The sequence below is a fragment of the Streptomyces sp. NPDC028635 genome, from assembly GCF_040637635.1.
Classification (GTDB): Bacteria; Actinomycetota; Actinomycetes; order Streptomycetales; family Streptomycetaceae; genus Streptomyces.
This window is the reverse complement of the sequence record NZ_JBEZWX010000042.1, coordinates 49,432-61,078: the sequence shown is the minus strand read 5'-3', so window position 1 is coordinate 61,078 and position 11,647 is coordinate 49,432. Positions and strand designations below refer to the sequence as shown.

Sequence of the window (11,647 nt, the reverse complement as noted above, 5' to 3'; positions counted from 1 at the left end):
AATCCCCACCGAAGTGGTTCATCGTTCGACTTGCATGTGTTAAGCACGCCGCCAGCGTTCGTCCTGAGCCAGGATCAAACTCTCCGTGAATGTTTTCCCGTAATCGGGATGAACACCACGAGAGCGGAACGGTCAGGCGGAATAGGCCCGACCGTTCACAGCGTCCTCGCTGTGTTTTTCAAAGGAACCTCGCCCCGATCATGATGACCGGAGACGGGGTATCAACATATCTGGCGTTGACTTTTGGCACGCTGTTGAGTTCTCAAGGAACGGTCGCTTCCTTTGTACTCACCCTCTCGGGCTTTCCTCCGGGCTTCCCTTCGATGTTTCCAACTCTACCAGGCTTTTTCCGGCCCCCTGACCACCGTCCTGCGGGCATGCAGAAGGTGATCCGAGATAGGATCTGACGAGTTGGGGTGCTGCTGGGGCGATGATGCTCGTTGGCATCGCTCAGCCCGTCGCAGGAGTACGACTGTACACGGAGCCGCGGAGCCGGTGCAAATCCGTGGGAGATGTGGTCTAGACCTCTATTCGGATCTCTCATGCGGAACCGGTACTACCTATGACATACCCTGCTGCTCAGTGCGCCGTCCGGGACAGGCGAGACGGCCCTTTTGATCTCCACCCCTGGGAGGTTTCCCATGACCACCGTGACGTCCCCTCTTGCAGGACGTGCCATCGGACTGGCGGCCGTGCCGGATCCGGTCTTCTCCGGGGCCATGGTCGGCCCGGGTACCGCGATCGACCCCGACCGTGAGGCCTCCGAGGCCGTAGCGCCGGTGGACGGAGTCATCGTCTCTCTGCACCCGCACGCCTTCGTGGTCGTCGACGAGAGCGGGCACGGCGTGCTCACGCACCTCGGCATCGACACCGTCCAGCTGAACGGCGAGGGCTTCGAGCTGCTCGTCAACAAGGGGGACACCGTCACGCGCGGCCAGGCCATCGTGCGCTGGAACCCGGCCGCCGTGGAGGCCGCGGGCAAGTCTCCGATCTGCCCGGTGGTCGCCCTGGAAGCCACGGCCGAGGCGCTCCACGAACTTCGTGAGGACGGCGACCTGAAGACCGGCGACAGCCTCTTCGTCTGGCAGTGACGTCGGCGCCGTCCTGTGACGGCTGGTAGGACAACCATCGCGGCGGCGGGACCCGCCGCACTATCGGAGACGGGTGAGATGGAGACAACGCTGCGAGGCGTCGGCGTGAGCCACGGTGTGGCGATCGGCGAGGTTCGGCACATGGGAACGGCGGTGCTCGAACCGCCGGCGAAGCAGATCCCGGCGGAGGAGGCGGAGCGCGAGCAGGGGCGTGCCCGCCAGGCCGTGGAGGCTGTGGCTGCCGATCTGATGGCGCGCGGCAATCTGGCGGGGGGCGAGGCCCAGGCCGTGCTCGAGGCCCAGGCCATGATGGCCCAGGACCCCGAGCTGATGGCGGACGTGGACCGTCGTATCGCCGTGGGGAGCACCGCCGAGCGCGCCGTGTACGACGCGTTCGCGTCCTACCGGGAGCTGCTGGCCGCGGCGGGCGAGTACCTGGCCGGCCGGGTGGCCGACCTCGACGACGTGCGGAACCGTATCGTCGCCCGTCTGCTCGGGGTGCCGATGCCGGGCGTGCCGGACAGCGACGAGCCGTATGTGCTCGTGGCCCGGGATCTCGCGCCCGCCGACACGGCGCTGCTGGACCCGACCCTGGTCCTCGGCTTCGTCACGGAGGAGGGCGGTCCGACCAGCCACAGCGCGATCCTGGCGCGGGCCCTGGGCGTGCCGGCCGTGGTCGCGCTGCCCGGCGCCGGTGAACTGTCCGAAGGCACGCTGATCGCGGTCGACGGCAGCACCGGTGAGATCTTCGTGAACCCGACGGAGGAGCGGAAGGCGCAGCTGGAGGCTGCCGCTGCCGAGCGCAAGGCCGCGCTGGCCGCGGCGACCGGTCCGGGCGCCACCGCTGACGGGCACAAGGTGCCGCTGCTCGCCAACATCGGCGGTCCGGCCGATGTGGCCGCGGCGGTGGAGGCCGGTGCCGAGGGTGTGGGGCTGTTCCGTACCGAGTTCCTGTTCCTGGACGACAGCAAGAAGGCGCCGTCCGAGGAGAAGCAGGTCGAGTCCTACCGGCAGGTGCTCGAGGCGTTCCCCGAGGGCCGTGTGGTCGTGCGGGTGCTGGACGCGGGGGCGGACAAGCCGCTGGACTTCCTGACGCCGGGCGACGAGCCGAATCCGGCGCTGGGCGTGCGGGGTCTGCGGACGCTGCTCGACCACCCCGAGGTGCTGCGCACCCAGCTGACGGCGCTGGCGAAGGCAGCCGAGGGGCTGCCGGTCTACCTCGAGGTCATGGCTCCGATGGTGGCGGACCGCACCGACGCCAAGGCATTCGCCGACGCCTGCCGTGAGGCCGGTCTGCGGGCGAAGTTCGGCGCGATGGTGGAGATTCCGTCGGCCGCGCTGCGGGCGCGCTCGATCCTGCAGGAGGTCGAGTTCCTGTCGCTGGGCACGAACGACCTGGCGCAGTACACGTTCGCCGCGGACCGTCAGGTGGGTGCGGTGTCGCGTCTGCAGGACCCGTGGCAGCCGGCGCTGCTCGACCTGGTGGCGCTGTCCGCCGAGGCGGCGAAGGCCGAGGGCAAGAGCTGCGGTGTCTGCGGTGAGGCCGCGTCCGACCCGCTGCTGGCGTGTGTGCTGACCGGTCTGGGTGTCACCTCCCTTTCCATGGGTGCGGCGTCGATTCCTTATGTCCGGGCGACCTTGGCGAAGTACACGCTCGCGCAGTGCGAGCGGGCGGCCGCGGCGGCCCGGGCCACCGACAGTGCCGAGGAGGCGCGCGCGGCGGCTCAGGCGGTGCTGTCCGGCGAGTAGCCGCGTCCGGCACGCTGCGTAGGAGGGGCGCTCCGCTTTCGGGCGGGGCGCCCCTTCGCGTTGCGTGGGGGCTGATTGTCAGGGTCGGTGGTGGTGCGGTGTCTCCTGCACGCCGAGGTCGGGTGGTTCGCAGTAGTCGACGTCGGATTCCGGGGAGACGAGGTCGCCGGTCTCGATGTCGGTGCAGTAGGCGTCGAAGACCTCGCCGGCGGTGAGGGGGTGGAGGGTGTTGCCCCGCAGGCGCCATCCGTAGATGCGGTCCGGGCTGCCGGGTGCGCTGGTGCGCATGACGAGGCCGCCGGGTCCGTCGGTGGCGAGTCCCAGGGCGAGGACGGTGGTGAACTCGAGGGCTTCCGCTTCGTCGAGTCGGGCGGCGCGCTCGTCGTCCTGGTCGGCGTGGAGCACGGCGACGAGGGTTTCCGGTGGGCCGGAGACGCTGCAGACGAGGTGCCGGTTGCCGGGCGGTGCGGTGTCGAGGACACGCAGGAGGAGCGCGGAGGCTCGGGTGAAGGCGGCGCGTCCGATGTCCTCGCCGCAGGAGGCGCAGCTGCCGAGGCGCGCCAGCAGGGTGGCGGCGTACTCCCAGGTGGCCTGGCGGACTGCCTCGTCGACGAGGGCGGGGAGGAGTTCGCTCAGGGGTTGTCCCTCGTAGGGGATGGTGGGGCCGGTGGTGGCGAGTTCGGCGGTGAAGCGGGTGCGGTGGGAGGGGTTGTCGGGGTCCAGGCCGCGCTCGGTGCAGTAGACGGCGTATTCCTCGGGGTCGAAGAGGGTGACGGTGGTGTGCCCGCCCTGGGTGGCGCGGGTCCTGAGGAGGGCTTCCACCTCGCGCAGGTAGGCGGTGTGGTCGTCGAAGGTGAAGCTGCGGTAGCGCCGCATGGCGCGGAAGTCGTGTTCGTCGGTGAGCAGGCCGATGGTGCCGGCGATCTCGCGGCGAAGGACGCGTCGCATGGTCCGGCGGTCGGTGTGCGCCATGTTTCCCCCTGTGCGCAGTCGATCAGTGCTCACTCACAGTAACCGGGGGTACTGACAACGGGGTCCTGCCGAGTCGGTCGCGGACGAGCCGGTGCTGGAGTGCGCAGGTCAGGGCGATGGCCGCGCCGAAGACGGTCCAGCCGAGGGGGCCGGTGGCGATGGCGGCGGTGACCGCGAGCGGGCCGGCGCTGCGCTGGGCTGCCTGGGCGAGGCCGTGGACGCCGAGGTAGGCGCCGAGGGCGCTGTCGGGGGCGAGGGCGACGGAGAGTTCCCAGGAGATGGTGGCGTGCAGCATCTCGGCGACGGTGAAGGCGGTGGCGGCCGCCGTGAGCAGGGTGATCGCGGTGGCGGTGGTGCCCGTGGCCGAGAGCGCCATGGTCAGGCCGCCCAGTGCGAAGGCGGCGGAGAGCGGGAGCAGGAGGCGGCGAGCGGCGGCGGTCGTGGTGCCGAAGCGGGCGAGGGGGACCTGGAGGGCCACGACCATCACGTTGTTGAGGACGAGGAGGAGGGGGGCCAGGCCGTGGGGGACGTTGCCGGCGTGGGCGATCCACAGGGGCAGGCCGATCTTGAAGACGGCGTCGTCGAGGGAGAGGACGGTCTCGGTGGCGACGTAGGCGAGGTAGGTGCGGTCGCGCCAGGGGCTGTGGGGCGGGGCTGGTGAGGACGGCTGGGCCGAGGTGGTGACGGTGCGGTGGGCGGAGGGGGGTTCGGCGCAGCGCAGGGTGAGGAGTGCGCAGAGCAGGAAGGAGAGGGCGTCGCCGGTGAGCAGGCAGCGGTAGGCGGTGGTGGTGCCGAGGGTGAGGGCGGCTGCGGCGGCCAGACCGCCGAGGGCCCAGCCGGCGTTGGCGAGGGTGCGGTGCAGGGCCTGGTAGCGGACGCGGTCGGGGCCGGCGATGCGGGTGGCGTAGAGCTTGGTCAGGACGCTGGCGGCGCGGTCGCCGAGGCTGCCGGCGGCGGAGAAGAGGAGCAGGAGGGCGAAGCGGTCGGTGGTGAGCAGGGCGAAGGAGGCGATCGCCCGCAGGATCTGGACGGTGACGAGGATCCTGGTGATCGGGAACCGGTCGGCGAGCCGTCCGCCGAGTGGTGAGCCCGCGATGCCGACGGCTCCGGCGGCCGCCGCGAGGGTGCCGATCTGTGCGAGGGACAGGTGGGCGACGTAGGCGAAGTACAGGACGGAGACGGAGGCCCACAGTCCGCTGCCGATGCGGTCGGCGAAGGCGATGAGCAGCATGGTGCGCCCATCGCGTCCTCCCGGTATGCGTGCTTTTCCGTCGGCTGTCCGGTGCGTTCGGCGCACGGTTCCCCCTTGCGGCACATTATGTATTGATACATAATTATCAACGTGGCAACACAATATGGGATCGCCGGTACGACGGCCAAGGGAATTGCCGCGTCCGTGGAACGGTGCGTGGCCGGAGGGGTGCTGGCGCCGGGCGCCGCGCTGCCGCCGGTGCGGCGGCTGGCGGACGAGCTGGGCGTGAGTCCGGGCACGGTCGCCACGGCGTACAAGGAGCTGCGGCAGCGCGGCATCGTGGTGACGCGCGGCCGGGGCGGGACGGTGGTGGCGCCGGCGCCGGCGGTCGCCTCACGGCGGCCGCCCAAGGTGCCGGAGGGCCTGCGCGACCTGGCGGGCGGGCACCCCGATCCCCGGTTGCTGCCCGCTCTCGTACCGCCGTCCCGCCTCTCCCCCGGCGCGCGTTCGCACCGTTCGGCACCCCGGCTGGCGCACCTCGAGGACGCCGTGCGTGACTGGCTGCGGCCCGACGGAGTGCCCGTGGACCACGTGACGTTCGCCCATGGCGCGCTGGATCTGATCGGGCGGCTGTTGTCGGTGGAGCTGCGCCCGGGGGACGCGGTGGCGATGGAGGATCCCGGCTATCACCATCTGCTGGACCTGGTCGCCGCCCTCGGGCTGCGGATCGTGCCGGTGGCGGTGGACGACGAGGGGATGCGACCGGACGCGCTGCGCGACGCCGTGCGCGCGGGCGCGCGGGCCGTCGTGTACAGCCCGCGGGCGCAGAACCCCTACGGGGGCTGCTTCTCGGCGGCGCGCAGGGACGCGCTCGCGGAGGTGCTGCGGGGGGCCGGGGAGCTGTTGGTCGTGGAGAACGACCATGCCTCCGCGGTCGCCGAGGCGCCGCTGCGGACGCTCACCGCCTCGGGGATCGAGCGCTGGGTGCATGTGCGGACGGTGAGCAAGTTCCTGGGGACGGACCTGCGCTGGGCGGCGGCGGCCTGTGATCCGGTGACGCTGGCCCGGCACGACGGCCGACTGCTGCTGACATCGGGGTGGGTGAGCCACCTGCTGCAGCAGACCGTGTACGGGTTGATGACGGACGCGGACACGCGGGCGTTGGTGGCACGCGCGCGTGGAGCGTACGGCCGGCGACGACAGGCGCTGCAGGACGCGCTCGCGGAGCGGGGCATCACCGCGCACGGGGCGAGCGGAATGAACGTGTGGGTGCCCGTCCGGGACGAGTCCGCGGTGGTGAACGGATTGCGGTCGTACGGCTGGTGGGTCGCGGCCGGCGCCCGGTTCCGGATGGCGTCGCCCGCGGGGGTGCGCATCTCGGTCGCCGAGCTGGAGGGCACCGACGCCGCGCGGCTGGCCTCGGACTTCGCCGCCGTACTGGGCGAGTCCGAGGCCACCTACGGCGGCTGAGGGCGCGGCAGCCGGCCCCCGCGGGCCTCAGGCGCGCTTGCGGGCCAGGTCCTCGTAGAAGTGCAGCAGGTCGAGGTTGTCGATGGAGCCGGGGTTGACGGCCTTCTCCAGGGAGGTGCCCTGCAGGAGGCGCTTGACCGGGACCTCGATGCGCTTGCCGGTGAGCGTGTGCGGGACCCCGGGCACCTCGATGATCTCGTCGGGGACGTGGCGCGGGGACAGCTGCTCGCGGATCGTGCGCTTGATCCGGTCGGTGAGCGCGTCGTCCAGCACGGCCCCCGGAGCCAGGTGCACGAACAGCGGCATCCAGTAACCGCCGTCGGGCTGCTCGACGCCGATGACGAGGGACTCCCGGATCTCCGGCAGGCGCTCGACGGCCTCGTAGATGTCGGCCGAGCCCATGCGCACGCCCTGGCGGTTCAGGGTGGAGTCGGAGCGGCCGTGGATGATCACCGAGCCGCGCGAGGTGACGGTGATCCAGTCGCCGTGGCGCCACACTCCGGGATAGGTGTCGAAGTAGCTGTCGTGGTAGCGGCTGCCGTCGGGGTCGTTCCAGAAGTGGACCGGCATCGACGGCATGGGGTTGGTGACGACCAGCTCGCCGACCTCGTCGGTCAGGGGCTTGCCGCTGGGGTCCCAGGACTGCAGGTCGGTGCCCAGGCAAGGCGCCTGGAGCTCGCCGATGTACACCGGGAGGGTCGGGACGGCACCCGCGAAGCAGGAGCACACGTCCGTGCCGCCGCTGACCGAGGCGATCCACAGGTCGTCGCGCACCTCGTCGTGCAGCCAGCGGAAACCGTCCGGGGGCAGCGGCGAGCCCGTGGTGGCGACGCAGCGCACCCGGGAGAGGTCGAAGTCCCGCGCGGGATGCACGCCGGCCTTGCGGCAGGCCATGACGTACGCGGCGGACGTGCCGTAGAGGGTGGCGCCCGTGCGTTCCGCGACCCGCCACTGGGCGCCCGTGTCGGGGTAGCCGGGGCTGCCGTCGTACAGCACGATCGTGGTGCCGGTCAGCAGGCCGGAGACGAGGAAGTTCCACATCATCCAGCCGGTCGAGGTGTACCAGAAGAAACGGTCCTCGGGACCCAGGTCGCAGTGCAGGCCGAGCTGCTTGAGGTGCTCGACCAGGATGCCGCCCTGCGACTGGACGATGGCCTTGGGCAGGCCGGTCGTGCCGGAGGAGTACAGCACCCACAGGGGGTGGTCGAAGGGCACCGGCTCGAAGACCGGCTCGGTGTCCGCCGCGGTCAGCGCGGACCACTCCAGCGTGCCCTCCGGAGGCTCGGTGCCCAGCAGCGGGATGTGCACCACGGCGCGCAGCGTGGGCAGCTCGCGGCGCAGCTCGGCGACGGTCTCACGGCGGTCGTGTTCCTTGCCGCCGTAGCGGTAGCCGTCCACGGTGAACAGCACGACCGGTTCCACCTGCTGGAAACGGTCGAGGACGGAGCGGGCGCCGAAGTCGGGGGCGCAGGAGGTCCATACGGCGCCGACGGCGGCCGTCGCGAGCAGGGCGACCACGGCCTGCGGGACGTTGGGCAGATAGCCGCTGACCCGGTCTCCGGGGCGTACGCCGAGGGCGCGCAGCTCGGCGGCGAGGGAGCCGACCTGGCGGCGCAGCTCGCCCCAGGTCACCGGGCGCGTTTCGTGGGTCTCGTCGACGTGGAGCAGCGCCGGCGCGTCGGCGCGGTCGGCGGCCGCGCGCAGGGCGTGCTCGGCGTAGTTGAGGGTCGCTCCGGGGAACCACTGGGCCCCGGGCATGGCGCGGTCACCGAGCACGCGCGTGTACGGCGTGGAGAACCGTACGTCGAACCACTGGGTGACGGCCGTCCAGAAGGACTCGAGGTCGTCCACGGACCAGCGCTGCAGCGCCGCGTAGCCGCCGTCGGCGGGTGCGCCGTGGTGCTCGGCCGCCCAGGTCTGGAACCTGGTCACCTGGGCTTGGGCGATGCGTTCCGGATCCGGCTGCCAGAGCGGTTGCGGGTTCACGGTCGTCATGGGGGCGGCTCCCGGGCTGTGCGCGTCGTGTGCGTCCTCCGCGCACGGGCTGGGGTGTGCGCGTGACGCGGCTGGAACGGACGATGCCATGTGATCGTCTTCTGCACCAGGGTTCGCCGCACATAGTTCGTGTCGTGAAGATGTGGTCCGATCACGGGTGAACGGCAGTTGAACGAGGCACGCGCGTGGGCCGGTCAATGGCAGGGTGAGCAGCATGGACGGTCGTGACCTGGTGCGTTCGATGAAGCGGGTCGGTTCGGTGGGGGCGGCCCAGGGATTGCGCACCGTGCGGGCGGCGTGGCGCAGGAATCGGGCCGACGCCACGGGGCTGCCGCGGCGCGGGTCGGAGCGGGCGCGCGTGCCCGGCACCATCCGGGAGGTGGAGCCCGGTCCGGGCGGCGGGGTCATCCGGTTCGGCCGCTCGGAGCTGCGCCTGCTCGTCGCCGTCAACGGGGCCGCGTTCTGGGGGTGGGACGGGGTCGGAGCGGAGCCGTCGTACGCCCTGGCGGGCCGTTGCCCGGAGCCGGACCCCCGGGCGTCGCTGGAGCCGGACAAGGACGGCGGCTGGCGGGTAGTGGCCGAGCGGGTGACGGTCGCCGTTTCGCGGCACGGCGCCGTGGAGATCCGCACGCCCGGCGGGGTGACCCTGCGCCGCGAGGATCCGCCCAGATGGTGGGAGCCGGCCGACGGCAGGACGGGCCGCTGGATGGTGCGCTCCGAGGTCGCCCCGGACGCGCGGTTCTTCGGCCTCGGCGGGCGGGCCCACGGCCCCCGGCTGCGCGACGGGACCTACCGGCTGTGGAACACCGACCCCGGGCACGCCTTCACGCCTGGCGACGACCCGCTGTACATCACCATGCCGGTGCAGGTGGTGGTGGCGGACGCGGGGACGCATCTGCTGTTCCACGACAACTCCTGGGACGGCACGGTGACCCTGCGGGAGGGCGAGGAGGGAGCCGGTTCGGGGCACGACCGGGCCGGGGTCAGCGAGCTGCGCGTCGAGGGCGGCCCCCTGCGCTGCTGGGTGATGGTGGGCACTCCCGCGCGCGTGCTGCTCGCCTGGGCCTCGCTGACCGGGGCGCCCGCCCTGCCGCCCGCGTGGGCGCTCGGCCACCAGCACGCGCGCTGGGGCTTCGGCAGTGAGCGGGAGGTACGGCGGATCGTCGCGGGCTACCGGGAACGCGGTCTGCCGCTGGACGCCGTCCACCTCGACATCGACCATTTCGACGGCCACCAGGTGTTCACCGTCGACCGGGAGCGCTTCCCGGCGCTGCCGCAGCTCGCCGAGGAGCTGCGCCGGGACGGGATCCGTCTGGTCTCGATCGTGGATCCGGCCGTCAAGGCCGCCCCGGGCAACGACCTGTACGACGGTGGCGTGGACCTGGACGTGTTCGTGCGGGACGCCTCCGGGAAGCTCGTCGAGGGGGTGGTGTGGCCGGGAGGCGCGGTGTTCCCGGACTTCACGCACGCACGCGTGCGCAAGTGGTGGGCCGGCCTGTACTCCGAACGCCTCACTCAGGGCTTCGCGGGCTTCTGGCACGACATGAACGAGCCGACGTCGTTCACCGCCTTCGGCGAGTCGACGCTGCCGCGGTCGGCCCGGCACTGTCTGGAGGGGCGCGGCGGCGACCACCGCGAGGCGCACAACGTCTACGCGCTGTGCATGGCGCGTGCCGCGTACGAGGGCCTGCGCGAGCTGGCACCCCGCGAGCGGCCCTTCCTGTTCTCGCGTTCGGGGTGGGCGGGCATGCAGCGGTACGGCGGGGCCTGGTCCGGCGACGTCGCCACGGGCTGGCCCGGACTGCGGGCGTCCTTGTCGCTCGTGCTCGGCCTCGGGCTCTGCGGGGTGCCCTACTCGGGCCCTGACGTCGGCGGGTTCGACGGCAGTCCGTCAGCGGAGCTGTTTCTGCGATGGTTCCAGCTGGGTGCGTATCTGCCGCTGTTCCGCACGCACGCGAGCATGGACGCGGGACGCAGGGAGCCGTGGGAGTTCGGGGCCGAGGTGCTCGAGCACGCGCGCGTGGCGCTGGTGGAGCGCCGGCGTCTGCGGCCGTACTTCATGACACTGGCGCACCTGGCCCGGCGTACCGGCGCTCCGTATGCGCGGCCCCTGTGGTGGGGCGCCCCGGAGGACCGGGCGCTGCGCGACTGCGAGGACGCCTTCCTGCTGGGCGACTGCCTGCTGGTGGCGCCGGTGCTCGACCCGGGGGCGGACCGGCGCGCGGTGCAGCTGCCTCGTGGCCGCTGGTACGACACGGCCACGGGACGGGCGTACGAGGGGCCCGGCCTGGTGGTGCTCGACGCGCCGCTGTCGCGGATCCCGGTGCTGGCACGCGCGGGTGCCGTGCTGCCGGTGCGCGGCGACGACGGGCGGCCGGCGCTCGAGGTGTGGGCGCCGGCGCCGGGCCGTTCGGGGGGCGGGCTGGTGGTGGCGGACACGGGCGACGGCTGGGACGACGCGGAGATCGAGCGGTACGTCACCCGCTGGGAGGGCACGCGCGTGGTCGTGCGGCTGCAGGGCCCGGACGGTCTGCGCGAGCCGTCCCTTCCGGTCCGGGTGCGGGGGCTCGACCCGCGCTGACGTACGGGTACGCGCAGCGCGGTCGCTCAGACGTAGCGGCCCTCGAACCAGGCCCGGACGGCCGCCGTGTGCAGCGGGAACGCGAGCTGCTCCGGGCGGCGCAGCAGCTCCCAGCCCTGCGTCTCGTCCGTGGCCGCCGACGGCGGCAGCCCGTCGGCGGGGCGCTCGGGGAGCAGTCCGAACAGCAGCAGGTGGCCGTCGGGGGAGCTCATGGCGTCGACCAGGCGGACGTCGCGGCCGGCCGCGTCGATGCCCGTCTCCTCCTTGAGCTCGCGGACGACGGCCTGCCGCCAGTCCTCCCGGTCGTCGACGTACCCGCCGGGCAGGGCGATGCCCCCGCGCGCGGGTTCGACGGTCCGGGTGATCACGACCAGGGCGGTGCCCTGTGTGTCGTACACGGGCTGCAGGGCGATCGCGACGGGCAGGGGGTTGCGGTAGGCGACCGTGCCGCAGCCTGAGCAGGTGCGCGGCCAGTCGGTGACGCCCTCTCCATAGGGCGTGCCGCAGCTCGAACAGTGGGAGCCGGGACCGGAGTTGGAAGCGGAGTGCTGAATTTCGGACACGCGCGGACTGTATCCGATCGGAGAGGGCGCCGAC

8 protein-coding genes and 1 rRNA gene are annotated in these 11,647 nt (G+C 72.3%); 4 read left to right on the top strand and 5 right to left on the bottom strand.

The genetic code is table 11. From position 1 onward, the window contains the following. Window positions 1-90: ribosomal RNA gene (locus AB0E88_RS30600) — 16S ribosomal RNA — on the bottom strand; the annotation flags it as partial. Between the two features lie 551 nt (window positions 91-641). On the opposite strand from AB0E88_RS30600, the gene AB0E88_RS30595 reads away from it, so the two are divergent. Together AB0E88_RS30595 and ptsP are read left to right on the top strand one after the other, a co-directional pair. Further along, window positions 642-1,091 (top strand): PTS glucose transporter subunit IIA, encoded by a 450-nt coding sequence (locus tag AB0E88_RS30595; protein ID WP_361637403.1) that lies wholly within the window; start codon window positions 642-644, stop codon window positions 1,089-1,091. 78 nt (window positions 1,092-1,169) lie between these two features. Then, window positions 1,170-2,840, top strand: a complete 1,671-nt coding sequence (gene ptsP / locus AB0E88_RS30590) for a phosphoenolpyruvate--protein phosphotransferase (RefSeq protein WP_361637400.1) — start codon at window positions 1,170-1,172, stop codon at window positions 2,838-2,840. A gap of 78 nt (window positions 2,841-2,918) precedes the next feature. Here ptsP and AB0E88_RS30585 read toward each other — a convergent pair whose 3' ends face one another. Both AB0E88_RS30585 and AB0E88_RS30580 read right to left on the bottom strand, forming a co-directional pair. Then, window positions 2,919-3,812, bottom strand: coding sequence for a hypothetical protein (locus tag AB0E88_RS30585; protein ID WP_361637397.1), 894 nt, complete (start codon window positions 3,810-3,812; stop codon window positions 2,919-2,921). A gap of 22 nt (window positions 3,813-3,834) precedes the next feature. Beyond that, entirely contained in the window at window positions 3,835-5,043 is a 1,209-nt protein-coding gene (locus AB0E88_RS30580; RefSeq protein WP_361637394.1) for an MFS transporter, read from the bottom strand. Between the two features lie 111 nt (window positions 5,044-5,154). On the opposite strand from AB0E88_RS30580, the gene AB0E88_RS30575 reads away from it, so the two are divergent. Further along, entirely contained in the window at window positions 5,155-6,474 is a 1,320-nt protein-coding gene (locus AB0E88_RS30575; protein WP_361637391.1) for an aminotransferase class I/II-fold pyridoxal phosphate-dependent enzyme, read from the top strand. Between the two features lie 27 nt (window positions 6,475-6,501). Here AB0E88_RS30575 and AB0E88_RS30570 read toward each other — a convergent pair whose 3' ends face one another. Beyond that, window positions 6,502-8,469, bottom strand: a complete 1,968-nt coding sequence (locus AB0E88_RS30570) for an acetoacetate--CoA ligase (RefSeq protein WP_361637389.1) — start codon at window positions 8,467-8,469, stop codon at window positions 6,502-6,504. A gap of 214 nt (window positions 8,470-8,683) precedes the next feature. On the opposite strand from AB0E88_RS30570, the gene AB0E88_RS30565 reads away from it, so the two are divergent. After that, entirely contained in the window at window positions 8,684-11,050 is a 2,367-nt protein-coding gene (locus AB0E88_RS30565; protein ID WP_361637386.1) for a TIM-barrel domain-containing protein, read from the top strand. Between the two features lie 26 nt (window positions 11,051-11,076). Here AB0E88_RS30565 and AB0E88_RS30560 read toward each other — a convergent pair whose 3' ends face one another. Continuing rightward, window positions 11,077-11,613 carry an NUDIX domain-containing protein gene (locus AB0E88_RS30560; RefSeq protein ID WP_361637383.1) on the bottom strand — a complete coding sequence of 179 codons (537 nt, stop codon included), beginning with the start codon at window positions 11,611-11,613 and terminating at the stop codon, window positions 11,077-11,079. Window positions 11,614-11,647 lie beyond the last annotated feature (34 nt).

Coding starts and splice junctions, on each gene's coding strand:
- ptsP (WP_361637400.1), top strand. CDS start 1,170: ATGGAGACAACGCTGCGAGGCGTCGGCGTGAGCCACGGTGTGGCGATC.
- AB0E88_RS30595 (WP_361637403.1), top strand. CDS start 642: ATGACCACCGTGACGTCCCCTCTTGCAGGACGTGCCATCGGACTGGCG.
- AB0E88_RS30580 (WP_361637394.1), bottom strand. CDS start 5,043: ATGCTGCTCATCGCCTTCGCCGACCGCATCGGCAGCGGACTGTGGGCC.
- AB0E88_RS30585 (WP_361637397.1), bottom strand. CDS start 3,812: ATGGCGCACACCGACCGCCGGACCATGCGACGCGTCCTTCGCCGCGAG.
- AB0E88_RS30570 (WP_361637389.1), bottom strand. CDS start 8,469: ATGACGACCGTGAACCCGCAACCGCTCTGGCAGCCGGATCCGGAACGC.
- AB0E88_RS30565 (WP_361637386.1), top strand. CDS start 8,684: ATGGACGGTCGTGACCTGGTGCGTTCGATGAAGCGGGTCGGTTCGGTG.